At 58.0% G+C, this 24,827-nt stretch carries 23 protein-coding genes and 1 other RNA gene; 14 read left to right on the forward strand and 10 right to left on the reverse strand.

Translation table 11 applies throughout. The features are described 5' to 3' along the window. Positions 1–81 precede the first annotated feature (81 nt). On the reverse strand, positions 82–1,824 hold the full coding sequence (locus ABJD00_RS12135; protein ID WP_413833392.1) for a DNA polymerase III subunit gamma/tau: 1,743 nt from the start codon (positions 1,822–1,824) through the stop codon (positions 82–84). A 65-nt stretch (positions 1,825–1,889) separates the two neighbouring features. After that, entirely contained in the window at positions 1,890–2,438 is a 549-nt protein-coding gene (locus tag ABJD00_RS12140) for a TetR/AcrR family transcriptional regulator (protein ID WP_413833394.1), read from the reverse strand. An 88-nt stretch (positions 2,439–2,526) separates the two neighbouring features. On the opposite strand from ABJD00_RS12140, the gene ABJD00_RS12145 reads away from it, so the two are divergent. Then, a complete protein-coding gene (locus ABJD00_RS12145; protein ID WP_413833396.1) occupies positions 2,527–3,396 on the forward strand; it encodes an alpha/beta fold hydrolase in 870 nt (289 codons plus the stop codon). Positions 3,397–3,530: 134 nt separating this feature from the next. Here ABJD00_RS12145 and ffs read toward each other — a convergent pair. Continuing rightward, positions 3,531–3,628, reverse strand: an RNA gene (ffs, locus tag ABJD00_RS12150) — signal recognition particle sRNA small type. A gap of 43 nt (positions 3,629–3,671) precedes the next feature. Further along, positions 3,672–5,471, reverse strand: a complete 1,800-nt coding sequence (locus ABJD00_RS12155; RefSeq protein WP_413833398.1) for a 5'-nucleotidase C-terminal domain-containing protein — start codon at positions 5,469–5,471, stop codon at positions 3,672–3,674. A 161-nt stretch (positions 5,472–5,632) separates the two neighbouring features. Here ABJD00_RS12155 and nudC point away from each other — a divergent pair, with 161 nt between their 5' ends. Both nudC and ABJD00_RS12165 read left to right on the forward strand, forming a co-directional pair. Next, a complete protein-coding gene (gene nudC / locus ABJD00_RS12160; protein WP_413833400.1) occupies positions 5,633–6,601 on the forward strand; it encodes an NAD(+) diphosphatase in 969 nt (322 codons plus the stop codon). A 39-nt stretch (positions 6,602–6,640) separates the two neighbouring features. Next, positions 6,641–7,108 carry an SRPBCC family protein gene (locus ABJD00_RS12165; protein ID WP_413833402.1) on the forward strand — a complete coding sequence of 156 codons (468 nt, stop codon included), beginning with the start codon at positions 6,641–6,643 and terminating at the stop codon, positions 7,106–7,108. Between the two features lie 68 nt (positions 7,109–7,176). Here the strand turns inward: ABJD00_RS12165 and ABJD00_RS12170 are convergent, their stop codons facing one another. After that, positions 7,177–8,007, reverse strand: a complete 831-nt coding sequence (locus ABJD00_RS12170) for a prephenate dehydratase (protein WP_413833404.1) — start codon at positions 8,005–8,007, stop codon at positions 7,177–7,179. A gap of 144 nt (positions 8,008–8,151) precedes the next feature. On the opposite strand from ABJD00_RS12170, the gene ABJD00_RS12175 reads away from it, so the two are divergent. From ABJD00_RS12175 to ABJD00_RS12195, 5 genes are all read left to right on the forward strand, one after another. Beyond that, positions 8,152–8,658 carry a c-type cytochrome gene (locus ABJD00_RS12175; protein WP_108836041.1) on the forward strand — a complete coding sequence of 169 codons (507 nt, stop codon included), beginning with the start codon at positions 8,152–8,154 and terminating at the stop codon, positions 8,656–8,658. Between the two features lie 190 nt (positions 8,659–8,848). After that, on the forward strand, positions 8,849–10,795 hold the full coding sequence (locus ABJD00_RS12180; protein ID WP_413833407.1) for an extracellular solute-binding protein: 1,947 nt from the start codon (positions 8,849–8,851) through the stop codon (positions 10,793–10,795). 4 nt (positions 10,796–10,799) lie between these two features. After that, the gene (locus ABJD00_RS12185; RefSeq protein ID WP_108836043.1) at positions 10,800–11,891 is read left to right on the forward strand and encodes a microcin C ABC transporter permease YejB; all 1,092 of its coding nucleotides are present in this window, start codon (positions 10,800–10,802) and stop codon (positions 11,889–11,891) included. Further along, positions 11,891–13,060 carry an ABC transporter permease gene (locus tag ABJD00_RS12190; protein WP_413833409.1) on the forward strand — a complete coding sequence of 390 codons (1,170 nt, stop codon included), beginning with the start codon at positions 11,891–11,893 and terminating at the stop codon, positions 13,058–13,060. The genes ABJD00_RS12185 and ABJD00_RS12190 overlap by 1 nt, the downstream gene beginning before the upstream one ends. Next, positions 13,057–14,637 carry an ABC transporter ATP-binding protein gene (locus ABJD00_RS12195; RefSeq protein WP_108836045.1) on the forward strand — a complete coding sequence of 527 codons (1,581 nt, stop codon included), beginning with the start codon at positions 13,057–13,059 and terminating at the stop codon, positions 14,635–14,637. Before ABJD00_RS12190 ends, ABJD00_RS12195 begins: the two co-directional genes overlap by 4 nt. A 41-nt stretch (positions 14,638–14,678) precedes the next feature. Here ABJD00_RS12195 and ABJD00_RS12200 read toward each other — a convergent pair whose 3' ends face one another. Continuing rightward, positions 14,679–14,915: a DUF6552 family protein gene (locus tag ABJD00_RS12200; protein ID WP_413833411.1), complete on the reverse strand. Its 237-nt coding sequence runs from the start codon at positions 14,913–14,915 to the stop codon at positions 14,679–14,681. Between the two features lie 233 nt (positions 14,916–15,148). Between ABJD00_RS12200 and ABJD00_RS12205 the strand changes: the two genes are divergently transcribed. Beyond that, a complete protein-coding gene (locus tag ABJD00_RS12205) occupies positions 15,149–16,024 on the forward strand; it encodes a LysR family transcriptional regulator (protein WP_413833413.1) in 876 nt (291 codons plus the stop codon). A gap of 116 nt (positions 16,025–16,140) precedes the next feature. Beyond that, positions 16,141–16,581, forward strand: a complete 441-nt coding sequence (locus tag ABJD00_RS12210) for a hypothetical protein (RefSeq protein ID WP_108836047.1) — start codon at positions 16,141–16,143, stop codon at positions 16,579–16,581. Positions 16,582–16,594: 13 nt separating this feature from the next. Here ABJD00_RS12210 and ABJD00_RS12215 read toward each other — a convergent pair whose 3' ends face one another. Next, complete coding sequence (locus tag ABJD00_RS12215; RefSeq protein WP_413833416.1) at positions 16,595–18,022, reverse strand: D-alanyl-D-alanine carboxypeptidase family protein; 1,428 nt, start codon at positions 18,020–18,022, stop codon at positions 16,595–16,597. 201 nt (positions 18,023–18,223) lie between these two features. After that, positions 18,224–18,952: an HAD family hydrolase gene (locus ABJD00_RS12220; RefSeq protein ID WP_413833418.1), complete on the reverse strand. Its 729-nt coding sequence runs from the start codon at positions 18,950–18,952 to the stop codon at positions 18,224–18,226. 90 nt (positions 18,953–19,042) lie between these two features. On the opposite strand from ABJD00_RS12220, the gene clpS reads away from it, so the two are divergent. The 4 genes from clpS to hemF all read left to right on the forward strand — a co-directional run bounded on the left by clpS (position 19,043) and on the right by hemF (position 22,136). Beyond that, positions 19,043–19,384 carry an ATP-dependent Clp protease adapter ClpS gene (gene clpS, locus ABJD00_RS12225; RefSeq protein WP_108836048.1) on the forward strand — a complete coding sequence of 114 codons (342 nt, stop codon included), beginning with the start codon at positions 19,043–19,045 and terminating at the stop codon, positions 19,382–19,384. A gap of 3 nt (positions 19,385–19,387) precedes the next feature. Next, positions 19,388–20,368 (forward strand): class I SAM-dependent methyltransferase, encoded by a 981-nt coding sequence (locus ABJD00_RS12230; protein WP_413833705.1) that lies wholly within the window; start codon positions 19,388–19,390, stop codon positions 20,366–20,368. A gap of 2 nt (positions 20,369–20,370) precedes the next feature. Continuing rightward, on the forward strand, positions 20,371–21,174 hold the full coding sequence (locus tag ABJD00_RS12235) for an SDR family NAD(P)-dependent oxidoreductase (protein ID WP_413833420.1): 804 nt from the start codon (positions 20,371–20,373) through the stop codon (positions 21,172–21,174). 68 nt (positions 21,175–21,242) lie between these two features. Further along, positions 21,243–22,136 (forward strand): oxygen-dependent coproporphyrinogen oxidase, encoded by an 894-nt coding sequence (gene hemF, locus ABJD00_RS12240; protein WP_413833422.1) that lies wholly within the window; start codon positions 21,243–21,245, stop codon positions 22,134–22,136. Positions 22,137–22,143: 7 nt separating this feature from the next. Here hemF and ABJD00_RS12245 read toward each other — a convergent pair whose 3' ends face one another. After that, complete coding sequence (locus tag ABJD00_RS12245) at positions 22,144–23,775, reverse strand: hypothetical protein (protein WP_413833424.1); 1,632 nt, start codon at positions 23,773–23,775, stop codon at positions 22,144–22,146. Positions 23,776–23,855: 80 nt separating this feature from the next. Beyond that, entirely contained in the window at positions 23,856–24,812 is a 957-nt protein-coding gene (gene hemC / locus ABJD00_RS12250; protein WP_413833426.1) for a hydroxymethylbilane synthase, read from the reverse strand. Positions 24,813–24,827 lie beyond the last annotated feature (15 nt).

Below are 24,827 nucleotides of genomic sequence, written 5' to 3' on the forward strand. Positions count from 1 at the left end.
TCCGATCAGTCATCGGTTCCATTGGTCTTTGGATGCAACGCTCGCAGCCGGAGGTGCATGTGTTGATACGTTCCGACGCTCTCAGTCTTCCTCAAACGGATCCCATTCATCGTCGACCTCCGGCAGCGCTTCGGCTTCGGCGGCATTCGCAATCTCTTGTGCGGTGCGGATGGACGTTATGCTGGCCTTGGGAAAGCTTGCCATGACGGCCTGAACCAACGGGTGCGCGATCGCTGCCTCTTTGAGTGCTAGATCGGCGGCATCACGCACTTCGACCACCGTCGGCGCGCCACCCTCGTTCACAACCGATACGGCCCAGCGATTGCCCGTCCACAATTGCAAACGTTGACCAAGCCTTTGCGCAAGGTCCCTTGGCGCGTTGTCTGCGGGGACAAATTCAATCCTGCCGGGCTGATAGGCGGCAAGGCGCAGACCGGTCTCAACCTCGACCAGCAGTTTAACGTCGCGATTGGCGCGGATCAGTTCCAACACGTGCTCGAAGGTTGGAAATCGGGCAAGGGCGGCTTCCACATTTTGCGCAAGGGCCGTGGTATGGCCCGCCGCGTTCGGGTTTGACGCCATCCGTGTCTGCGCCTGCACAACAGCCTGCGCACCCGAGGGCGCTCCGACGGGCGTGGTCTGTGCGGTGGGGGCAGGGGGCGTCGCGTTCTGCAACTTGCGCACCAATTCTTCCGGGCTGGGCAAGTCGGCCACATGGGTCAGACGAATGATCGCCATTTCGGCGGCCATCATCGCATTTGGGGCCATTCCAACTTCGTCCAGCGCCTTGAGCAGCATCTGCCACAACCGAGTTAAAACCCGCATCGGCAGTGTCTCGGCCATGGCCAGACCACGGCTGCGCTCATCGGGTGAGATGGTGGGGTCTTCGGCGGCTTCTGGCGTAATCTTGACCACCGACACCCAATGGGTGATCTCGGCCAGATCGCGCAGCACCGCCATCGGGTCGGCCCCATCGGCATATTGCGCGCCCAACTCGGTCAGCGCACCATTCGCATCGCCCTTCAGCACCATGTCGAACAGATCAAGCACGCGGCCACGGTCCGCCAGCCCCAGCATAGCTCGGACCTGATCCGCTGTCGTTTCACCGGCACCATGGCTGATGGCCTGATCAAGCAGCGACGTGGCATCACGCGCTGACCCTTCGGCCGCGCGGGTGATCAGCGCAAGCGCGTCATCTGTAATTTGCGCCTCTTCACCGCCTGCGATCTTGCTCAAAAGCGCAATCATCACTTCGGGCTCGATCCGGCGCAGATCAAACCGCTGACAACGCGACAGAACCGTCACGGGCACTTTGCGAATCTCGGTTGTCGCAAAGATAAATTTGACGTGCTCGGGCGGTTCCTCAAGCGTCTTGAGCAGCGCGTTAAAGGCGCTGGTCGAAAGCATGTGCACTTCGTCGATGATGTAAATCTTGTAACGGGCGGACGCCGCGCGGTAGTGCACCGAGTCGATGATTTCGCGTATATCGTTGACGGAGGTGTTCGAGGCGGCGTCCATCTCCAACACATCCACGTGCCGTCCCTCCATGATGGCGCGACAGGGTTCGCACTCTCCACATGGATCAGTGGTGGGACCGCCGTTCCCATCTGGCCCGACACAGTTCATGCCTTTGGCTATGATCCGTGCAGTGGTCGTTTTGCCCGTACCCCGGATACCCGTCATCACAAAGGCCTGCGCGATGCGGTCCGCTTCAAACGCGTTTTTCAGCGTGCGGACCATGGCGTGTTGTCCGACCAGATCGGCGAAGGTTTCCGGCCGGTATTTGCGCGCCAGAACCTGATATTTGGGATTTGCGTCTGTCATGGGCCTCGGGCTTGGATTCGCTGTGACCTGCCAAGACTACGGGCCGCGTGGGGTGACGTCCACCGCTACAATTGGTCAGCAAGCCTGCGCAACACGTCCGAATTGCGCCTCGCCCGCGCCAGCATCCAGCCCCCCTGGATCAAGACGAACAGATGTTCGGCCTTTGACTTGGCATCCGTGTCTGACAGCCCCAGTCGTTCGGCGTGATCCAGCACTTCAGCGATCCACCCATCATATATATGGGCCGCATGGGCGCGCATCTCGGTGTTGTCCGGCCCTTCAAACAAAGTGGCGGCGATCGGGCAGGTGTCCCAGCCGGTTTTGTCAAACAGCTTGGCCAGTTTGTAGCACAAGGTTGTCGCCCCGGCCTTGAACGTGTCAGCCCCGTCAAAACTGGCAGCGATCAGCCGCAGCATCTCATCAGACGCCCATGTTGCAGCAGCAATAGCAAGGTCGGATTTCCCGTTGGGAAAGTGATGATAAAGCGACCCTTTGGGGGCCTTCGCCTCAGCAAGCAAATCCGCCAGACCAACACCGTGATAGCCCCGCGTGCGGAACAGCGTGGCAGCGGCAAGGATCAGGCGGTCTTTGGTCGGGCGTGCGGTATCGTTCATGATCGTTATCTTGACAGGACTAGACCGATTGGTCCAGTGTCTGAATTGGACCGATTGGTCTAGTCTTTCCATGACCCGGAGTCGCGTGATGTTTGATCAAAGTTCAACCCTTTATCCGGTGTCCGAAACCTCTCTTACTTTCAAGACGGAAGACGGGGCAGAACTGGTTGGTCGTCTGTATCGACCTGACACTGATCCGGTTGCTGCGGTTGTGCTGAACAGTGCCACGGGCGTGTTTCAAACCTTTTACACTCACTTTGCCCGCTGGCTCGCAGCCGAGAGAAGGATTGCCTGCCTGACCTACGACTACCGGGATGTCGGGCGGTCGTGGTCGGGGCCTTTGCGGGCCTCAACGGCGAACATGTCCGATTGGGGGATTCGCGATCAGGTGGCCGCACGCCGCACGATGTCGCAGGCCATGCCCAATGCGCCCTTGTGGATCGTGGGCCATTCTCTGGGTGCGTTGTTGCTGCCCAACCAGCCTGAGACGGAAGCCATCGAACGCGTCATTGGAGTCGCCTCTGGCATTGTGCATTTCAGCGATCACCCCTGGCCATATCGTGCCCTCGCGATGAATTTCTGGTTCACCATTGGGCCATTGGCGACAGCGATCTGTGGATACCTGCCGGGTAAACGGTTGGGGTTCGGAGAAGACTTGCCCAGTGACGTGTTCTGGCAGTGGCGCAAGTGGTGTACCGCACGCGGGTTTAATGTAGGCGATATTGGCCCGAGGCTGCCAGCGCCAAACTGGGCGAGTGACGCCAAGGTGCGCCTGCACGCGTTTACCGACGATGAATTGATCCTGTCACACTGTGTGGATCGTCTGGCTGAGAAATATGCCGGCAAGGCAGAGGTTGTACTGATTGATCCGAAAAAGCACGGGCTGGACAGCGTCGGACATCTGAGTGCGTTTTCGCGACGCAATCGGGCGCTGTGGCCGCTTTTTCTGGATGGGTAGGGGGAAGGGCGGCCTACCGCTTCGATTCTGGGGAGTTTCCCATCTGTCAGTATTAGGGAAATTGCGGTTGCCCTCTCGCGGTTCTTCCGAACCGCTGCCGGGCTTACGCGCGTCTTGCGCCTCAAGACACGCTTTGGTGAGAGATTGACAACGACCCAAGCGGGGCTCGTTACGGCTGCTTCCTTCCGGATCTGACCGGGTTGGCGAGGCGCCTGCCCGCGCCAACCTCTCGACGAGTGGTATAGTCTTGACGTCTGACGGGTGCAAGCACCTGATCAGATCAACACACTCACCTCAAGAAAACCGGCCTCGTTTTCTTTGATCAACTGCGGCTCGAACGCCGCGATCTCGTCAAGATGTGCTTTGGCGTGGGGCGACGTTTCGATGAACACGCGTGTCGGACGCTCAGTCACAAAACCCCAAACCGTTGGGCAATGGTCAGGCGATATAGTTCCCCGTGCGACACTGCGATGTACTGCCTCGCATAGATCGTGGTTTGTCCGAACAACTTGGGTGTGTTTGGTAATGCCGGGAAAGTTCCCTCCACCGGCACCTCGAAAGCTGGTCATGGCGACAAGAAATTTTGCGTTCTCATCGATAGGAGCGTCGCCGTAGCTGAGCCGTCGCACACGTCGCGCGTTCGGGTTAATAACTTGCCCCGAGGCGTCAAACATTGCCGGGCGGAACGGATCGATGTCGGCCTTCAACCCATGAAGCATGTCAAAGTTGAACGAGGGTACATCAGGATTCACCAGTCGACCATTCCCGCCGCAAGCCGGACCAAAAAACACGGATGCGCGCTCAACCCATTGGATCAATTCGGCGCCGGTCAGAACAAGCGCCCAAATGGCATTCGAAAACGGAGTCAGCATGGCGATATGGCGCGCCTGAACAGGCCCGGGCGGGATGTCCACATAGTTGCCGGGTCCTGAAACGCCGCCCATGGTCACTGGTGCGACCGATGCCAGCAAAGGCAGATCTGCCAGATCCGAGCCCGCGACCTGTTCTTTGATGACATCCATCATGGTGCGCGCGACCAATGCATCCGATGGTCCGGACATCAACATCCCGAAGTATGTGTGCAGCCCAGCATTGGTGTTTGCCAGTGTGCGATCCAATTCGGCTTCGGTCTGTTTTACGGCTGACTCGGTGAGGGCGCCAATGCTCGGGGCTGGAACGTCGCCATCACGGGGCGTCAACAGCTTTGCGTTATGGCCGGCGGTATGCCAGCCACTTTCCGTCCAGCCCAATGACAAATCGATCTGGCCAAGCGCTTCGGCCGCATAGCCAGACATTACAGCCGGTATTCCATTCAAGTCTGTTCGCCCGTCAACGCTCGGAAATCGCTGATGGGTGTGACCCAGCACGAGGGCGTCAACCCCCTCGACTTCATGGGCGAGTGAGACGCCAAAGTTCTCGTCGTCCGCTGCTTGGCGGGTGCCAAGACCGCTGTGGCACAGCATCACAACGATGTCGGCCCCGTTCTCTTGCAAGTCAACAACAGCGCGCTGAGCAGCTGGGACGCCGTCATCAAATTCAATCAATCCTGCCAGGAAGCGTTGATTCCAGATCGCAGTTTGTGGCGGCAAAACAGATGTCACGCCAATCTTGATGGAACGCGTTTTCCCGTCTGAAAGTGTTACGTCCCGCGTCAGAATTACGGACGGGGCGACTCCATCCACGCCGCCTTGCGAAAAACTTGCACATAGAGTGGGAGCATTTGTGTATCTGACGATCCGTTCCAGAAACGGCACGCCGAAATCAAAATCGTGGTTTCCAAGGCCCACGGCGTCATAGTCCAGCGCATTCAGGATGTCGGGCCAGGGGTGGCCTGCTTTATTTGGATGCGCTGCGCAATGGGTTCCAACAGGTGTGCCCTGCAGCGAGTCTCCATTGTCTAAGAGGATGCAAGCCCCTTTGGCTGTTGACCGCGCCCTAAGAAGTGCACTTACCAAAATATCAAATCCGCGCCCTTCCTCATGGCGCTGGTGCAACGCGTCCCAACTGGTCAGGTGCATATGGACGTCGCTGGTTGCAAGAATACGCAAATCAGCAAAAGCTAGAGGCGAGTTCATATCTCAAGGTGCTCCCATAGGTAGAATTAATGCAACCCCGGACAGACTGGCTTGATTCAATTGGCGCTCAAATGTGGTTTGTATGCCGCCATTGCGCCCGGTCGATGCCCGTGCCAAGCCTGCGCGCAGATTTGAGATGCTGAACATGGAGGCATTGGGGCATGCGTCACGCCGAAACAGTCACTTTTGGAGGGTCTGCGCTAGATCGGGCTGGCGAAGTGCGCGGGGACGCCACTGCTTTGGCCGCAGCAGTTGCAGACCCGGCTGCGCGCACGATCCTGTTGTGGCGAGGCAAGCCATTGATTGATCAGTCCCGCCCGGCCAAGCTCGTGCGTCTGCCGATGGACCACCCAGTCTTGGCGTCCGCTGACCCAACGCCAATCCTGTTGGGACGCGAAGACGGCGCACCCCGCTTTGCGTACAACCTGTCTGGTTGGGAACCCGAAGACCTTGATGCCAGCCAATTGGGCGGCTTTCTGGATCCTTCAGAGCAGCATCACCCATCCTTTGTGCCCGACGAGGTCTTTCTTGAACTGCGCCGCGTGATGACATGGCTGAACCCGCGGGATGCGGAACTGGCAGCGACGGCCAAGGCAGTGTTTGGGTGGCATGCAAGCCACCGGTTTTGCGCCAAATGTGGGGAAGCATCGGACGTGACGATGGGCGGGTGGCAACGCACGTGCCCTGCTTGCAACGCCCATCACTTTCCGCGCACGGATCCGGTGGTAATCATGCTGATCACACATGGCAATTCCGTGTTGATGGGCCGCTCTCCCGGTTGGCCGGAGGGGATGTTTTCTTTGCTGGCTGGTTTTGTGGAACCGGGTGAGACGCTGGAGGCGGCCGTGCGCCGAGAAGTGTTTGAGGAATCCGGTGTGCGCGTCGGAGCGGTTGAGTATTTGTCGAGCCAGCCCTGGCCTTTCCCGGCCTCTTTAATGTTTGGATGTCATGGCCATGCTACCAGTCAAGAGATCACCATTGATCCGGAGGAAATCGAAGCTGCGATGTGGGTTAGCCGCGAAGAGATGATGACTATTTTTGCCGGAGAGCATCCAACTGTCCTGCCGGCGCGCAAAGGGGCCATCGCACACTTTTTGATTGAAAACTGGCTTGCGGACACTTTGGATTAATCAGAAACTGCAAGGCGCAGTGAAAAAGCAGGCCAGTTCATGAAATTCTCAGCCCAAGAGGACGTTTCAGCCCCGATCGAACAGGTGTTTGAGGCCCTTTGCGATTTTGAAACGTTTGAGCGTCTGGCCATGCGCCGTGGGGCGGAGTTGCAGCGGGTTGATCCTTTGGCCCGCGCCGGCGCGGGCATGCGCTGGAAGGTGAAATACACCACCCGCGGACGCAGGCGCATCTTTGATCTGGAATTGACTGAGTTTGATCCGCCAAATCAGATGCTGTTTTCCGCCAATTTCAGCGGAATTGACGCCGCATTTACGGTCGATCTGCTGGCCCTGTCGCGCAACAGGACGCGCTTGGCTGTGGCTCTGGAAATGAAGCCGCTGAACTTGTCCGCACGCTTGCTGATCCAGTCGCTGAAGCTTGCCAAGTCTAGCCTGACCAAGAAGTTCAAAGGTCGCGTGGCGGACTATGCCGAAAATCTTGGTGAGCGGCTACAGAGCACATTCTGATATGTCGACCGGGCGCGGAACTGTTCGGCCCTGACGGGCCAAATACGCCCGCTCGCCGATCAGGTTCATCAGTCCCGTTTGGCTGCTGCCGGATAAACCCCGAGGATATCGAGGCGGTTGGTAAAGAACGACAACTCTTCCAGTGCGCGCGCAACGGGCGGATCTTCTGGATGCCCTTCGACATCTGCGTAGAACTGCGTCGCCGTGAAGGCGCCACCGACCATGTAGCTTTCCAGCTTGGTCATGTTCACCCCGTTTGTCGCAAACCCGCCCATAGCTTTGTAAAGCGCGGCAGGAATGTTGCGCACCTCAAAGACGAAGGTGGTGATGATCGTCTCGCCCCGCCGGGACATATCCGCTTCGGGCGACATCAGGAGGAAGCGGGTGGTATTGTGCCCCTGATCCTCAATGTCGCGCGCCAGAATTTCCAGACCGTGGATATCGGCCGCAACGGCTGAGGCCAGAGCGCCCACGCCCATCTCGCCAGCTTGCGCGATGGCGGCGGCGGCACCAGCACTGTCGGCAGCTGCCTCCGATGTGATCCCGTGGGCATCAAGGAAAGCGCGGGCCTGTGGGATCAGAACCAGATGTGCGCGGACGTGTTTTATGTCTGCCAGCGTCTGTCCCGGCACCGCCATCAGTGCGATGCGCACACGAATAAATGCCTCATCCACGATATGCATACCACTTTCGGGCAACAGCCGGTGAATGTCTGCAACGCGTCCGTAGGTGGTGTTTTCGACTGGCAACATGGCCATGTCCGCGCGCCCATCGCGCACCGTTGCAAACACGTCCTCAAACGTGGTGCACGGCACGGCTATGGCATCGGGGCGCGCTTTGACCACGGCCTCGTGGCTGTAGGCGCCCAATTCCCCCTGAAACGCGATCCGATCTGCCATCTTTGTTCGTCCTTCGTGCACGGCCCCACATCGCGCACAACAACGGGCAGGGCGATTGGTCGCGCTTACTACACCTTGCCAGTTGCAAGGGGAAGCCGTAGATACCCGCGGACAACAATAGGCGACACGGGGACACGATTCCAAATGTTCGACACGATGACCTTCACCAAGATTGCAGCAAGCCTATGTGGTGCTCTGCTTATTTTACTGTTGGGTAAATGGGCTGCTGAGGAACTTTATCACGCAGGCGGACATGGTGAGCAATCCTATGTGATCGACACGGGCGCCGATGAAACGGCCGAAGTCGTCGAAGAAGTGCCTTTTGAAACAATTCTTGCCTCTGCTGACATCGGAAACGGTGCGAAGGTCTTCCGCAAGTGCAGCGCGTGCCACAAAGTGGAAGAGGGTGCGAACGGCACTGGACCATATCTTTATGGCGTTGTTGGCCGCGACGTAGATTCTGCCAGCGGGTACGGATCATATTCCGGTTCGCTTGAGGCTGTCGTCGATGTTTGGACTGCCGAAGCTCTTAACGGTTTCCTTGAAAACCCCAAGAAATATGCCCCCGGCACATCGATGGGCTTCAACGGCCTGCCCAAAGTTCAAGACCGCGCCGACGTGATCGCGTATCTCGACAGCCTAGATGGCTAAATAAAATTGCCTTGTTGGCCGTAAAACAGCCGTTCGCACAGCGCGGGCGGCTTTTTTTGTGCCCAGTTAGGCCTCTCTCACGCTCAAGCGCGTCAGATCACATATTCTCAAGTTGCATATTGGCAGCGGGCGTCATTAGCTTATGTCACAGAACAAGACGCCCAGAATGCCACCAGACGGAGGATCAGCAATGCGTAAAATCCAGGACCGACACCAAGCACAGGCACGGACGAAAACAGTCCATGCACGAAATACCCGGTGGGGTTTGGGGATCTTCGGGCTGATCATTACCTTTGCGCTCGCTGGCCTTGCACGCGCGGACGGGCATGAAACGATTGTAAGCAGCCATGGCTATTCCTTTTACGGCGACTTGAAGTATCCCGAGGACTTTCCGCATTTTGACTATGTGAACCCCGACGCACCCAAGGGCGGTGAAATATCGCTGGGCACTGTCGGCACGTTCGATTCCATGCACCCCTACACCCGTAAGGGCCGCGCAGGCGCGTTGTCGTCTTCGATTTACGAAAGCCTTTTGGGAGAGGGCGTGAACGGCACCTCGGTACCGGCAGACGTCTACGGCGAAAGCTATTGCCTGTTGTGCGAGCGGATCGAATACGACGAAGGCAAGAACTGGGTCATCTTCTACATGCGCCCCGAGGCGCGGTTCTCTGACGGCTCGCCCGTGACAGCGCACGACATCGCGTTCAGCCACAACCTGTTGCTGGATGAGGGCCTGAAATCCTACGCTGACGCCGTGCGCAAACGCATCCCGAAGGTCGAAGTGCTCGACGATCACACCATCAAATTCTACTTCACCGAGGGCATCTCGCGCCGCAGCCTGATTGATCAGGTCGGCTACGTGCCGGCATGGTCCAAGAAATGGTACGAAGAAACTGGCGCCAGCCTTGATGAAAGCCGCTTGGAAATCTCGCCCGGTTCCGGCCCATACATTGTCGACTCCGTGGATGTGAACCGCCGCATCGTCTACAAGCGCAACCCCGACTACTGGGCGGCCGACTTGCCGTTCAACGTTGGACGCAACAACTTTGACAGCATCCGGATTGAGTATTTCGGCGATGCAGAGGCCGCGTTTCAGGCGTTTTTGGCGGGTGAGTTCACATACCGGACCGAAAACGACAGTAAAAAATGGGCGACCGGCTATGACTCGCCCAAGGTGCGCAGTGGCGCGATTGTAAAGAATGAGCTTCCTGATGGTTCTCCTCCGACACCATCCGGTATCGTGTTCAATCTGGGCTCTGAAGTGCTTAAAGATAAACGCGTGCGCGAGGCGATCTCGCTTGCGTATAACTTTGAGTGGACCAACGCATCGTTGCAGTATGGGCTGTTCCAACAGCGCGCGTCCTTTACCCAAGACACACCGCTCATGGCGACAGGCCTGCCAGAAGGTGCTGAACTCGCATTTTTGGAATCGCTGGGCGATGTTGTCCCTGCAGACATGCTGACAACAGAGGCCCGCATGCCCCACACCTCGAACGAGGAGCGCCTGTTTGATCGGCGTAACGCGCGCAAGGCGATGGCCCTTCTGGATGAAGCCGGATGGCTGGTCGGTGACGATGGCATACGCCGCAAGGATGGGAAGGTGCTTGAACTCAACTACCTGTTCAACTCGTCCTCCGCCGACACACTGTCCGGTGCGATGGAAAACTTCGTGTCTAACGTCCAAAAGCTTGGCATCGACATCACCTTTGAAAAGGTCGACTCGTCCCAATACACGTCGCGCGAACGCGACCGTGACTATGATCTGGTCTATGACGCCTACGCGCCCTTCCTCGGCACTGGCACCGGTCTGATGCAACGCTACGGCTCCGAAGCGGCAGAGTTTTCGCTGTTCAACCCCGCCGGACTTGCCAGCCCAATGGTAGACGCGATCATCGAAGCGTCCCTGAACGCGGAAACGCGCGAAGCAGAAGAGGCCTCGTTGACGGCGCTCGATCGCGCATTGCGCTACGAGTTCATCATGATCCCTGTCTGGTACAAGCCCACGCACTGGGTCGCGCACTACGATATGTATGAATATCCTGAAACGATCCCGCCTTACGCGCTCGGGCAACTGGATTTCTGGTGGTACAACGAAGAAAAAGCTGCTGCTCTGAAAGCTTCTGGCGCGCTAAGGTAATCGCATGGGCCCCTATATCCTGCGCAGGCTGCTCCTGGTCATTCCGACCTTGTTGGGCATCCTGTTGGTCAACTTCACCCTCACCCAATTTGTGCCCGGCGGCCCGGTCGAACAGGCCATCGCACGGGCTCAAGGCGGCGGGGACGTCTTTGGTGGCTTTGCCGGGGGCAACAACGATGCGGGCGCGGATGAGCTGAACACAGCATCAGACAGCACCTATGTGGGCGCGCGCGGCCTGCCGCCCGAATTCATTGCTGAACTGGAAAAGGAGTTTGGGTTCGACAAACCCCCGGTTCAGCGGTTCCTGAATATGGTGTGGAACTATGCCCGCTTTGACTTTGGCGAAAGCTACTTCCGAAGTATCGGGGTCATAGATCTTGTGATCGAAAAGCTTCCCGTGTCGATCACGCTAGGGCTGTGGTCCACGGTGATTGCCTATCTGGTTTCGATCCCACTGGGCATTGCCAAGGCGGTGCGCGACGGGACGCCCTTTGATACATGGACCTCCGGCGCCATCATCGCGGCCTATGCGATCCCCGGGTTCCTCTTTGCGATCCTGCTTCTTGTGCTGTTCGCAGGGGGCAGTTACTGGCAGATTTTCCCGCTGCGCGGTCTCACCTCAGACAATTGGGACGACCTTGGCACCTTCGCCAAGATCGCCGACTACTTCTGGCACATCACTTTGCCGGTTCTCGCTGGAACAATCGGGGCGTTTGCCACGCTGACCTTGCTGACAAAAAATAGCTTTCTGGACGAAATTAAAAAGCTGTACGTCATGACCGCCCGCGCCAAGGGTCTGTCGGAAAAGCGGGTGCTCTACGGCCACGTCTTCCGCAACGCGATGCTGATCGTGATTGCTGGCTTTCCGGCCGTGTTCATCGGAGTGTTCTTTGGTGGATCGTTGATCATTGAAACGATCTTTTCCCTCGACGGTCTTGGCCGCCTTGGGTTCGAGGCAGCGGTGGCGCGTGATTATCCAATTGTGTTCGGGACGCTATATATCTTTGGCCTCATGGGCCTGCTCGTCGGCATCATCTCTGACTTGATGTATGTCCTCGTTGACCCCCGCATCGACTTTGAGCGAAGGGAGGGCTGATGGCGATTCAAGAGGCAGGGTTGGACTCGCCCGTCATCGTCCCGCCACGCAAGCGTGGGCTGTTCGAATTGTCCCCGCTAAACCAGCGACGCTGGCGGAATTTCAAGAAGAACCGGCGTGCCTACTGGTCACTGTGGATTTTCTCGATCCTGTTCGGCCTGTCGCTCTGCGCAGAATTCATCGCCTACGATAAACCGATCATCGTGCGCTACGACGGCGCATTCTATACGCCGATCTGGAATTTCTATGCCGAAACCGACTTTGGCGGCGACTTCCAAACCGAGGCGAGCTACCGCGACCCTGAGGTTGAATGCCTGATCGTCTCTGGCGGATTGGATGCCTGTTTCGACGACCCCGAAGGGGTTATCGAAGACGCGCAAGACGGTGAAGTGAACGGCGAGGCAATCAGCAAGGGTTGGACCATCTGGCCGCTGATCCCTTACAGTTTCGACACGGCTGTGGATCGCCCCGGAGCCGCGCCGCTGCCGCCTAATCGTGAGAACCTGCTTGGGACAGACGGGACGAAACGCGACGTGATGGCACGGGTCATCCACGGTTTCCGCCTGTCGGTACTGTTCACGCTTCTGGTCACAGGCGCATCGGCTGTGATCGGGGTGATCGCGGGTGCCGTTCAGGGCTATTTCGGCGGACGCACAGACTTGATTTTCCAGCGCATTATCGAGATTTGGTCATCCACGCCCAGCCTTTATGTGATCATCATCATGTTCGCTATATTGGGGCGAAGTTTCTGGCTATTGGTGTTCCTACTAGTCCTCTTCGGCTGGACCGGCCTTGTAGGCGTGGTGCGCGCCGAATTCCTGCGTGCGCGCAACCTTGAATACGTCCGAGCGGCGCGGGCATTGGGTGTCAGTAACCTCACCATCATGTTCCGCCATATGTTGCCCAACGCAATGGTCGCGACGCTGACGATGCTGCCGTTCATCATTACCGGCACGATTTCGTCACTGGCGGTGCTCGATTTCCTCGGCTTTGGGTTGCCGTCATCCGCACCCTCGCTGGGCGAGCTGACGCTGCAAGCCAAACAGAACCTGCAGGCTCCATGGCTCGCGTTCACTGCGTTTACGGTATTCGCGATCATGCTCAGTCTGCTGATTTTCATCTTTGAAGGCATCCGCGATGCGTTCGATCCCAGAAAGACGTTCTCGTGACTGCACTCCTGAATGTAACAGACCTGTCGGTGGGTTTCCGTCAGGATGGTCATCTGACAAAAGCCGTGCGCCATGTCTCGTTCTCAGTCGACAGGGGCGAAACCGTCGCGCTCGTGGGCGAGTCCGGCTCGGGCAAGTCCGTCTCCGCCCTCTCTACTGTGTCCCTGTTAGGCGACAGCGCAGAGGTGTCAGGCTCTGTCACTTATGACGGGCAAGAGATGATCGGGGCCAGCGAGAATCTGCTGCGCAAGGTGCGCGGCAACGACATCTCGTTCATTTTTCAAGAGCCGATGACCTCGCTGAACCCGCTGCACACTATCGAAAAGCAACTGGGCGAGAGCCTGGCTTTGCACCAGGGGTTAGTGGGAGAGAACGCGCGGGCCCGTATCCTCGAACTGATGGACAAGGTCGGTATTCGCGACGCAGAAAGCCGTCTTGGCGCCTATCCCCACCAATTGTCCGGTGGGCAGCGGCAGCGGGTGATGATTGCCATGGCGCTTGCCAACCAGCCCGATGTGCTGATCGCCGATGAACCCACAACGGCGCTCGACGTGACCATTCAGGCGCAAATCCTTGATCTGCTGGCCGAACTGAAAAAGACCGAGAACATGGGGCTGTTGTTCATCACCCATGACCTTGGAATCGTGCGCCGGATCGCGGATCGCGTCTGTGTTATGCAGCAAGGCGAGATTGTGGAAACGGGCCCCACAGCCGAGATTTTTGCCAACCCGCAACATCCTTACACCCAAAAGCTGTTGTCGGCCGAACCCACCGGCCAGCCCGCCCCGGTGCCAGCCGATGCGCCGATGATCGCCGAGACCCAGAACCTCAAGGTCTGGTTCCCGATTACCGCGGGGTTGCTGCGTCGTACGGTTGGCCACGTGAAGGCGGTCAATGATGCGACGTTGCAAGTCCACGCAGGTGAAACCGTTGGCATTGTTGGAGAGTCCGGTTCTGGCAAGACCACATTGGCGCTTGCCATCATGCGCCTGATCTCGTCCGAGGGCGGCATCGTCTATATGGGGCAGGACATTCGCGGCTGGAAAGTGCGCGAACTACGCGCCTTGCGCAAAGATATGCAGATCGTGTTTCAGGACCCTTATGGCTCGCTTTCGCCCCGCATGACGGCAGAGCAGATCATCGCCGAAGGCCTTACCATCCACGGCGTGGAAGGAGGACGAGGGCAGCGCGAAGTTGTTGCTGAAGTGATGTCTGAAGTCGGCCTTGATCCGGCTACTATGGACCGCTACCCGCATGAGTTTTCCGGCGGTCAACGCCAGCGGATCGCGATTGCGCGCGCGATGGTGCTGCGCCCCAAACTGGTGGTTCTGGACGAGCCGACCTCGGCCCTTGATATGACGGTGCAGGTGCAGATTGTGGAATTGCTGCGGGGGCTTCAGCAAAAATACGGGTTGGCCTTTTTGTTCATCAGCCACGACCTCAAGGTGGTCCGTGCGATGAGCCACAAGGTACTGGTGATGAAGCAGGGCGATGTGGTCGAACAGGGCAGTGCGGATGATCTGTTTGAACGCCCTCAGTCCGAATATACCCGGACCCTGTTGCAGGCAACGCATTAAGGGAAGTTGACATCTGTCAACTTTCCCTAATTAACAATGCGTTAACTGTTCGTGAGGCCGATCAACATGGCCGCCGCGGCCACCACATGGATCAGCATGATCGCACGGTCGTTCCAGTGCAGACCAACAATGAACCACCCCACCAGTCCAAAGGCGAAGAAGTACAGGTTCGCAGGGTGCGCGCCCATTGCCGTTGCTCCGTATCCGAAGATCTGGGCAATGGACGCGCCCCATTTGATGACATCGGTTGTCCCGACCTGATGTTTCGCGACGATCATAGCCGGTTCAGATCAACACAAGTCACTGGGCGTGCTTGCCACCATTTGCGCTTTCCAACATGGGCGACGCGGGTGCAGTGGGGGTTCCGGCCTGTGGCAGTCATGAAAGTCTGAGCGTAAACGTTTAACATGTTTCACCTCATCGGTTTGCGTTAATTGATGCATTATATATTGATCAGAACGTGTGTTTGTGCGAGTCAAAGAGAATGTCTTTATGTAAGTTAGAATGACATATGAAATGGCGTGAGCTTCCTCCATTGGCTGCATTGCGCGCCTTTTCTACTTTTGTTGAGACAGGCAGCGTAGTGGCGGCGGGGGCGGCTTTGTCTGTTAGCCATGCGGCGGTCAGCCAACAATTGCGTGCCCTTGAAAATCATCTGGGTGTCAGCCTGCTGGACCGGTCTGGTCGAGCGCTGCGTTTGACGGCTGATGGCGAAATCCTTGCGCACGGTTGCGCGGAGGGGTTCGATCAGATTGCTCGTGCCATCGCGCTGGTCAGCGGGGCTGAGGCATCCCGTCCGCTGCACGTTTCCCCGACGCCCAGTTTTGCGGCCGCCTGGTTGATGCCCCGCCTGCCGGAATTTCGCGCAGCACATCCCGGTCTTTCTATAGTGCTCGATCCCACGCCCGAACTGGTCAAATTAGCGCCGGGCGGCGTCGATGTTTCGATCCGGTATGGGAATGGCGACTGGCCTGGCCTGCAGGCTGAATTGCTTCTGGAAACGGCGATGGTCGTCGTGGCGGCCCCGCCGTTGATTGAAGGAGTGGACACATCTGATCCGGCGAACCTGAGTGCGCTGCCATGGCTAAAAGAAGTTGGCACTACCGAAAGCACCCGTTGGCTGGATGCGCGTGGCGTCGGGCGAGCGATGCGGGGCAGTCTGACCCAAGTTCCGGGGAACCTGCTGTTGGATGGTGCTCGGGACGGGCAGGGCGTCGCAGTGACTGTCCGCCACTTTGTCGAGGCGGACATCCAGTCAAACCGCCTTTGCGTGTTGCACGAGGATGCAATAGCCGGGTTCGGTTACCATCTGGTGACCCGGCCGGGTGTTCAACGCCCGCCGCTCAAGGCGTTTGTGACTTGGATCAGGAAAACCGCCCGAACCTGAACGATGCCCTGTTTTGATTGGAGGCGCCTCACGTAAGACAGTCGCGGCCTTTCGTGCTATAGTGGCAGTATTATGCAGAATTCGAATTTATCCGATACGTTGAAAGGAGTTCCATCATGCCAGATCTAATTCCGGCCGCCGCCAAGAAAAAGATGGAAGGGGCGTGCAAAAAAGTAGCCAAGAAAGTCGGCAAGGCCGTCAAGCCAATCGATGATAAGGCCAAGATCGAAAAAGCGATCAACGAAAAATGCAAAAAAGAGATCAAATCGATCGACAAGACGGTCGTCAAATTCTTTGCTGAACAGTTGAAGAAAGAGTTGGCCAAGAAGAACAAGAAAGTGGATGGCGAAGCGACCATTCCGAAGATCGACAAGAAATGGGTGCCGAAACCGCCGGGATCGGGGGTGCCGTCCCTGACCATTCCCATCACAGAACTTGTTCTCGACCCAAAACACGACGTGAAGGGTAAGTTTTCCATCAAGGTCTGGGCAGACCCGCGTGAATTCGAGAAGAAAGACAAAGGCGTGATGGTGAACTTCACGCTTGTGAATTGGTAGGGCGTCGGTTCGCCTAGGACGGCCCGATCATAAAGCAGGTCACATTGCGGGCCTGCAGGCGACGGCAGGCAAGGTCAGCCCCGTCACGCGTCATGCCCATAAAGTTGGCGTCAAACCCGGCTGGCCGCCTCACGACTTTGCGTAGCGATCCATCCAGCGTCGACATTTCAGCCAGTGCGGTTTTTAGTAGGACCTTTTCGGCCTTATAGCGGCTGGGGTAGCGCCCAATGTTCACGCCCCAGTGCCGCCCGCCAGAGGTCGAGACACGTGTGACCACTTCGGGTTCGGTGCTGGCAAGAACGACGTCATTTGGACGTGCGCTCGGCCGTTTGGCTTGGGGTGTCGTGGCCGTTGGAGCGACCGCAACTGTTGTCTGTGCCTCTTCAAGTGCGGCTTTGATGTCTCCGGGCAGCACGCTTGCTTTCAAGGATGCCGACGCCATAAGCACGGGTGCCTCTGATCCGGGACGGGATTTTGGTCTGAGAGAGGTTTTGACTGCGCCACTCAGGCGGATGATCTTGCCCGCGGTGCGGGGCGCGGATGCGTTGTCTGCGACCACAATGGCGTCGTCGCCGGGCACAAAAGCTGGCTTGTTTGGACGGCGCAGAGGCGCACGGCTGGGTGCCCGGCGGAAACCTAGGTCGAGCAGTTCAGCCACCTTGGCGTTGCGGTTCGCTGTCGACGTGCCACCAAAGACGGTCGCAATGATCCGTTCCTGCCCGCGTTCAGCAGAGGAGACGAGGTTGAACCCGGCGGCGTTTGTGAAGCCGGTTTTGATCCCGTCCGCGCCTTTGTAAGCGTTGAGAAAGCGGCGGTTGGTGTTGGACACTTCGCGCATACCTGCATGGGTCGAGATGCGCGAGAACAGGTTATAGTACTGCGGGTAATCATAGATCATGTGCCGACCCATGGTGGTCATGTCGCGTGCTGTCGACATATGCCCGGTTTCTGTCAGACCGTGGGCGTTTTTGAATGTTGTGCGTGTCATGCCCAGCGATTTGGCGGTACGCGTCATCCGGCGGGCAAAGGCAGCTTCGGAGCCTGAGATGGCCTCGCCGATGGCTGTGGCGGCGTCATTTGCGGATTTGACGGCGGCGGCGCGCACCAGAAAGCGCAATTTGATCTTTTGCCCGGAGCGTAATCCAAGTTTGGACGGGGGTTCAGCAGCGGCGTTCTTGGAAATGGTCACTACAGTGTCCATCGAAATCTCGCCTGCCTCTACCGCCTGGAAGGCGATGTAGAGTGTCATCATCTTGGTCAGCGATGCTGGGTGCAGTCGGGTGTCGGCGTTGCGTGAATGCAAAACCTCGCCTGTGCGCGCATCGATTACCATCGCTGCATATGGGGCGGCCATTGCTGATATCGGTGCGATGACCAACATCCAGATTGCCAAGAATACGAAAAGCCCTAACCGGGCCGGCGTTGTGTGCCGAACCTTCACGATGAACCTGCCTATGTCTGCCTCTGACCGCCGATTATTCGACTGGCCTTGTTTTAATTACCCAAACGCTACCACAGGTGTGAATCTCGATAAAGTGTTGATGCAGATAACCCGTTGATTTTTCTGCGTTGCAACATCTCAATATCTAGGGGTGCTGCGCATTTAACCCCCAAGACTGGCAATTGTGGCAAGAATGTGGCGCTATTTCAGAGCACTCAGAAAATCGGGCAGGGCGCCGAGGTCGGGCAGTTCGCCGAAGCGCGGATGGCCTACCGGGGCCTCTGCGTCCTCAAGCGCCCATGCCAGATCATGGGGTACAAAAACGCCGTATCCGCCTGCATCAATCATCGGCCGCACGTCGGATTTCATGGAATTGCCGATCATCATGCCCGTCTGTGCCCCACCAAAGAGGTCAAAGATGCGGGTATAGACCTGCGGATGCTTGTCGGAGACGATTTCCACGCCGTCGAACATTTCGCCCAAGCCTGATTGAGCTATCTTTTGTTCCTGATGCAGCAAGTCGCCTTTGGTGATCAGCAAGACAGGTCCGTATGACTTGGCCGTCTGTACCGCTTCGGCTGCATAGGGCAACAGATCGATTGGATGTTGCAGCATGTCCTGCCCCGTTGCGATCAGGTCTGCAATCACGTGGCCCGGGACACGGTTGTCCGTGACCTCCAACGCAGTTTCGATCATCGACAGAACGAACCCTTTGATCCCAAATCCATAGTGCCCAAGGTTGCGCCGCTCTGCCGCCATCAAAACCGCGTCCAGATCAGGTGTATCAGTGTGCGGAGCAAGCAAATCGGCAAATCGCTCTTGCGTCAATTTAAAGAAGCGTTCGTTGTGCCAAAGGGTGTCATCGGCATCAAAACCGATGCATTTGATGGGCGATGTGCGGGGATTGCTGCTTCTATTGATTTCAGACATATCCAACGCCCCTCTTTTCTAACAGCCATTCTACGTTATATAAACCACTCACAACACCACCACTGGATTCTCGGTTTGATGAGGGCGCGCATGCAGCCAGACGTGCATATGATGGCAGGTCCGCAGGATGAAGACGGCGATACGTCCGTCATCACTGACGTCAAGCCTAAGACCAAGCGCCCGCCGCTGTATAAGGTGTTGCTACTCAATGATGACTACACGCCGATGGAGTTTGTGGTTCATGTGCTGGAGAGGTTTTTTGGCCTCAACCATGCGCAAGCCTTCGAGATCATGCTGACCGTGCACAAAAAGGGCCTCGCCGTTGTCGGCGTGTTCAGCCACGAGATTGCCGAAACGAAAGTGGCGCAGGTCATGGACTATGCCCGCCGTCATCAGCATCCGCTACAATGCACCATGGAGAAAGAAGAGTAGGTGATTTCTGATCGCCTGCCTTTGGCGCTCGATGCGGTGACGCTGCCGAGCGATGGACTGATTGCTGTTTTGCACCCCGCAAGCGGAGCAGACCTGTCCGCTTTGCCGCGTGAACGGGTACTGGTTGTCTCGCCCATGGCGACGGTGTGCGCGGGGTTTGCCGCGCGGGGCTATGAAGTGGCTCCCGAACTTCCTGCTGGCACGCGCTTTGCCACAAGTGTGGTATGCCTGACCCGTGCGCGAGCCGAAGCGCAGGCGCTGATCGCCGGAGCTATGGCGCGCACAGACGGACTGGTGATCGTAGACGGGCAAAAGACCGACGGTGCGGATTCGATGCTAAAGGCGATGCGCGCGCGGGGGGATGTCAGTGCGCCGATCTCAAAGGCGCATGGCAAGATTTACTGGGCAGATGGTGGCGCCGACTTTTCGGAGTGGGTCAAAAGACCGGAACTGCAACCGGGCGGTTTCTGGACGGCGCCGGGCGTGTTCTCAGCGGATGGAGTGGATCCTGCGTCGGAGTTGTTGGTGCAGGCCTTGCCCGAGGTGATGGTAGGCACCGTTGCTGATCTTGGAGCCGGATGGGGATATCTGTCTGCCCATATCCTGACCCGCGATGTCAAAGCAGTGCATCTTGTCGAAGCCCACGACATGGCGCTGCAATGTGCGCGCCACAACGTGACGGACCCGCGCGCCGAATTCCACTGGGCGGATGCCACCAGGTGGACGCCACCTGTACAGGTCGACGCGGTTGTGATGAACCCACCGTTTCATGCAGGCCGCGCCGCTGATCCGTCATTGGGCCGTGCATTTATCGCGACTGCTGCCCGCATTCTGAAGCCGCACGGAGCACTGTGGATGGTGGCCAATCGTCACCTGCCATACGAAGAGGCGCTGACAGACGCATTCACCAAAGTGGTTGATTTGGACGGCGATGCGCGGTTCAAACTGGTGCGGGCCGAACGGCCCAAGCGAAAACGGGGATAGCCATGTCATTTTCCATCAGCGGCAAGACCGCGATTGTGACCGGTGCCGCAAACGGCATTGGTCTGGCCATTGCCCGACATTTTGCAGATCGCGGGGCAAACGTGATGTGCGCGGATATGGATGAAAAGCGCCTTGCGGATGAGTTGGGTGATGTGGCGGACGATGCCAGCATTCGTTATTTCGCAGGTGATCTGCGGCAACGGCTGACCATCGCCAACCTGATTTCGGCAACCATTGATGCCTTTGATGAGATCGACATTCTTGTAAATGCCTCGCGTCAGGTCATGGAAACCGATGCGCTCAATCCAGAAGACATGTCTGTGGACGATCTGTTTCAGCAAAATGTTATGACGGCACTGCGGTTGACCCAGCAAGTCGCCCGCCGGATGATCAAACAGAACGAGGGGCGTGAAGGGGACAGCGGTAGAGGCTCGATCATCAACCTCAGTTCAATCGCTGCGCACCAGACGCGACCTGAGTTGCTGGGATATTCCATTGCTTCGGCGGGGCTGGAACAGATGACGCGTTCCATGGCCTTGGCGCTGGCACCATCGGGCATTCGCGTGAATGCGGTGGCGTTTGGGTCGGTCATGTCTGCCTCGCTCAAATCCTCGATCGGCAACAATCCTGATTGGCGGGAAGAGATCGAACAACACACGCCGCTACATCGGATCGCCAGCCCGACCGAGTTGGTAGATGCCGTGCAGTTCCTTGCGTCGGATGGATCCGGCTTTGTCACCGGGGATGTCATGACGGTGGATGGTGGGCGCAGTCTGTTGGATGCTGTCGAGGCTCCGGCGCACTAAGGTGCTTTTACCCTTGGCCATGGCGCAGGCCTTGGGCTAGAAAATGTCAACTTCACAGGACAGTGCCCATGACTGAACAGTTCGACACCCAGAAAACCCGCGCTGCCGCCTGGTTCCGCCAATTGCGCGACGATATCGTTGCGGCTTTTGAGGGTTTAGAGGCAAGCCACGATACCGGTCCGATGTCGGATGCAGCCCCTGGCGCGTTCGATGTGAGCGAGACCAAGCGTACATCTGACGATGGATCAGATGCGGGCGGCGGTCTGATGAGCGTGATGCGAGGTGGGCGTGTTTTTGAGAAGGTCGGCGTCAACATCTCGACCGTTTATGGCACCTTGGGTGAGCGCGCACAGAATGCGATGGCTGCGCGCAAGGGCATTCCGGGGATGAAGGACGACCCGAGGTTCTGGGCTTCTGGCATCAGCCTTGTCGCACATATGCAGAACCCGCATGCGCCGGCTGTGCATATGAACACGCGGATGTTCTGGACGCCCCATGCTTGGTGGTTCGGGGGCGGATCTGATCTGAACCCGTGCATTGAGTATGACGAAGATACGCAGCATTTCCATGACCAGCAGCGGGTGCACCTCGACCCGCATGGTGCGGAGCTATACCCAAAGCTCAAAGCATGGGCGGACGAGTATTTCTATGTCCCGCATCGCGGCCGCGCGCGCGGTGTCGGCGGAATTTTCATGGACGATCACTGCACCGGTGACTGGGAGACCGATTTCGCCCTCACGCAGGACATTGGCCGCGCGTTTTTGCCTGCGTACCTGCCGCTGGTCGAAAAGCGTCGGGTGCAACCTTGGGACGACGCGGACAAGGATGCGCAGCTGGTGCATCGCGGTCTTTATGCAGAATACAACCTTGTTTACGACCGGGGCACCAAGTTTGGTCTGGAGACAGGCCACGACGCAAACGCCGTGTTGATGAGCCTGCCGCCTTTGGCAAAGTGGGTTTGACCGGGGCCTAAGCCGCCTTTGCGCGACACAGACAGCTTGCACGGATCGCGATGTCTGCGCGTGCGGTCGCCTGATCCAGAAGCCCCTTGATATGCGTGATCTCCACAGTCTCGCCGCGCCTCTGCAGACATTCGTGCAACCCATGCAAGGCCCAGACGTTGCGGGGATGCTGGCTTGGGCGTGGTAGTTTGCCATCCAGCCCAAGATCCGCCCGGTAAACGGCCTCGGCCTCTTCGTACTCTCCTGCCTCCATCAGCAGCGCGCCCAACGCATGGCGCGTCGGCTGCGGCCATGACCAAGGCTCTTCGTAAAGCAGGTTGTCGTCGCACGCGACGGCGGCGCGCAGATGGTCTAACCCTTCGGCCTTGCGCCCGGCCTTGAATGCGATCTCGCCACGCATCATCTGCTCGGCCACGCCCAAAACATCGCGCGCTGCGTTCTGGAACAGGTAACGGTCCTCCGGCACAGCAGCATAGGCGGCATCGAAGGCCGCGCCTGCGGTCTCAGCTTCTTCGTGGCGGCCCAGATTGGCAAGTGCGACTGCGCGTGCATAGAGGATCAGCGCGTTGGTTGTCGTGTAGAGTTCTTTGTCCTCCGGCAGGTCCAGATCAAGGATGTCTGCCCACATCCCAAAGCGCACATAGACGTGCGGTTCGGCTGCGACAAAGGTTTCAAACAGGTCTGGGTAGACGCGGACAACCTCGTCCGGCACCTCAGCGCGCAAACGGTGGGCGGTGTCGATTGCCGCGGCCTTCTGGCCCAGAAACATCGCCCCATACAGCGCGAAGTGCAGGTTGTGGATGCGATAAAGCGCATAGAAGTTCGCAGCCCCCGCATGGGCCTTGAACTTCTCATCCACCTCCGCTGCGGCCAGATTGCGTGACAGCACGTTCTGATAATCTCCGCACAAAACGTCGATATGTGTGGCCATGTGCACCAGATGCCCGGCATCGGGTACCAGACCGTTCAGTCGATCGCCGTGTCGCAGCGCCAACTCAGGGTGCGGCGACATCTCCATCAGGTGGATGTACATATGCAGCAATCCGGGATGATCCCATGCGTCCGTGCGCTCAAAGGCGCGTTCCAACACGGCCTGTGCCTCGACCGTCGAAGCCTCAGGGTTTGGTACGCCTTTCCAGAAGTCCCATAGCTTCCATGGCGTGCGGTTCATCAGTGCCTCGGCATAGACAAAAGTTACGTCCAGATCGTCAGGAAAGGCGTCGTAGACAGGCTTCATCGCGGCGGCGAACCCGTCATTGAAGGGCTGGTAGTCTTCGATTGCAGGATCGTCCGGGTAGCGTAGGGCAAGCGCATCAAGCAGTGCTTTTTCAGGCGGAGTTGCCGTTGATGATGCAATGCCTGTGCTCAAAGCCTTGTGCGCGCGGGCAAGGGCAGGGGCCTTTTCCTCAGGCGAAAAAACCTCCCAAGGTTTGTTGTAATTTGGCCCGATCGCGTAGGCGATGCCCCAGTGGGCCAGCGTACAATCTGGGTCAGCCGCCAGAGCGTGATCAAAACAGACAATGGCTTCTTCGTGGTTGTAGCCGAACAGCCAGACGAGGCCCCTGTCAAACCAGATTTGCGCGTCGGTAACGGTGCTGGCGGGGCGCGAATATGTGCCCAGATCAAAGTAGTCTGTCATGGTCAGCTATCCTTTTTGTCAAAATAATGCACACACCCTACAGGGAATGTGCCGATTCTGCGCAAGGAAAGATTGCTTGGTCAGTGCCAGTCGAAAAAGCCGGGGCCTGCGCGTTTCAGCAGCGTTTGCGCAAGTGCCATGCCCATGTCAGGCCCATCCGCGATGTCGCCGGAGACCGTATCAGACATTGCGTCTGACCCGTCCGGGCGCAGAACCTCGCCGGTCAGGGTGAGTGTCGATCCGCTGAGCGTCGCCAGCCCGGCGATTGGAGTCTCGCAGGATCCATCAAGCGTGAACAGTAACTGCCGTTCGGCGGCGAGGCGTTGACCAGTTTCGGCGTGATGGATGGCCGCCAGCATTTCGGCGGTATTGCTGTCATCCGTGCGCCGTTCGATCCCGATCGCACCTTGGGCAATGGCGGGCAGCATGTCGGTTGGATCAACAGGTGTGGCGGGCACATCCGTCATCTGAAGCCGATTGAGGCCGGCGCAGGCCAAAAAGGTGCAGGCCGCGACACCGTCTTTTAGTTTTTTCAGCCGGGTTTGCACGTTGCCGCGAAACTCCACGACGTTTAGGTCGGGTCGTTTGTTGAGCAATTGCGCACGGCGTCGCAGTGACGATGTTCCGACCGTGGCGCCTTCGCTCAGGTCGGCGATATGTTTGGCGCTCGGTGAGACAAACGCGTCGCGCACGTCCTCGCGGGGCAGGTACGTTTCAAGGATCAAACCCTCGGGTTGTACGGTTGGCATGTCCTTCATCGAATGTACGGCGACATCGATTTGGCCTGCCAGCAAATCCTCTTCAATCTCGCGGGTGAAGAGTCCCTTGTTTCCAATTTCCTTCAGCGGGCGGTCGGCGGCCACCATGGAGCGGTCATCGCCCATGACCTTGATCACAATGATCTCGAACGCTTCAAATGGTAGATCAAAAGTTGTAGCCAACCGTCGACGGGTTTCATACGCTTGGGCCATCGCCAGGGGTGAGCCGCGCGTGCCGATTTTCAGCGGCGCAGTTGGATTTGGAAGTCGCACTGTCATGGGTTTATCTTTTAG

It is taken from the genome of Tateyamaria sp., from assembly GCF_039945315.1.
GTDB lineage: Bacteria > Pseudomonadota > Alphaproteobacteria > Rhodobacterales > Rhodobacteraceae > Tateyamaria.

What these genes read in the sequence shown, in the direction of transcription:
- ABJD00_RS12210 (WP_108836047.1), top strand. Translation starts at nt 16,141, where the DNA reads ATGCCAGATCTAATTCCGGCCGCCGCCAAGAAAAAGATGGAAGGGGCG.
- hemF (WP_413833422.1), top strand. Translation starts at nt 21,243, where the DNA reads ATGACTGAACAGTTCGACACCCAGAAAACCCGCGCTGCCGCCTGGTTC.
- ABJD00_RS12190 (WP_413833409.1), top strand. Translation starts at nt 11,891, where the DNA reads ATGGCGATTCAAGAGGCAGGGTTGGACTCGCCCGTCATCGTCCCGCCA.
- ABJD00_RS12175 (WP_108836041.1), top strand. Translation starts at nt 8,152, where the DNA reads ATGTTCGACACGATGACCTTCACCAAGATTGCAGCAAGCCTATGTGGT.
- clpS (WP_108836048.1), top strand. Translation starts at nt 19,043, where the DNA reads ATGCAGCCAGACGTGCATATGATGGCAGGTCCGCAGGATGAAGACGGC.
- ABJD00_RS12205 (WP_413833413.1), top strand. Translation starts at nt 15,149, where the DNA reads ATGAAATGGCGTGAGCTTCCTCCATTGGCTGCATTGCGCGCCTTTTCT.
- ABJD00_RS12140 (WP_413833394.1), bottom strand. Translation starts at nt 2,438, where the DNA reads ATGAACGATACCGCACGCCCGACCAAAGACCGCCTGATCCTTGCCGCT.
- ABJD00_RS12180 (WP_413833407.1), top strand. Translation starts at nt 8,849, where the DNA reads ATGCGTAAAATCCAGGACCGACACCAAGCACAGGCACGGACGAAAACA.
- ABJD00_RS12245 (WP_413833424.1), bottom strand. Translation starts at nt 23,775, where the DNA reads ATGACAGACTACTTTGATCTGGGCACATATTCGCGCCCCGCCAGCACC.
- ABJD00_RS12220 (WP_413833418.1), bottom strand. Translation starts at nt 18,952, where the DNA reads ATGTCTGAAATCAATAGAAGCAGCAATCCCCGCACATCGCCCATCAAA.
- nudC (WP_413833400.1), top strand. Translation starts at nt 5,633, where the DNA reads ATGCGTCACGCCGAAACAGTCACTTTTGGAGGGTCTGCGCTAGATCGG.
- ABJD00_RS12155 (WP_413833398.1), bottom strand. Translation starts at nt 5,471, where the DNA reads ATGAACTCGCCTCTAGCTTTTGCTGATTTGCGTATTCTTGCAACCAGC.
- ABJD00_RS12185 (WP_108836043.1), top strand. Translation starts at nt 10,800, where the DNA reads ATGGGCCCCTATATCCTGCGCAGGCTGCTCCTGGTCATTCCGACCTTG.
- ABJD00_RS12200 (WP_413833411.1), bottom strand. Translation starts at nt 14,915, where the DNA reads ATGATCGTCGCGAAACATCAGGTCGGGACAACCGATGTCATCAAATGG.
- ABJD00_RS12135 (WP_413833392.1), bottom strand. Translation starts at nt 1,824, where the DNA reads ATGACAGACGCAAATCCCAAATATCAGGTTCTGGCGCGCAAATACCGG.
- ABJD00_RS12145 (WP_413833396.1), top strand. Translation starts at nt 2,527, where the DNA reads ATGTTTGATCAAAGTTCAACCCTTTATCCGGTGTCCGAAACCTCTCTT.
- ABJD00_RS12165 (WP_413833402.1), top strand. Translation starts at nt 6,641, where the DNA reads ATGAAATTCTCAGCCCAAGAGGACGTTTCAGCCCCGATCGAACAGGTG.
- ABJD00_RS12235 (WP_413833420.1), top strand. Translation starts at nt 20,371, where the DNA reads ATGTCATTTTCCATCAGCGGCAAGACCGCGATTGTGACCGGTGCCGCA.
- ABJD00_RS12170 (WP_413833404.1), bottom strand. Translation starts at nt 8,007, where the DNA reads ATGGCAGATCGGATCGCGTTTCAGGGGGAATTGGGCGCCTACAGCCAC.
- hemC (WP_413833426.1), bottom strand. Translation starts at nt 24,812, where the DNA reads ATGACAGTGCGACTTCCAAATCCAACTGCGCCGCTGAAAATCGGCACG.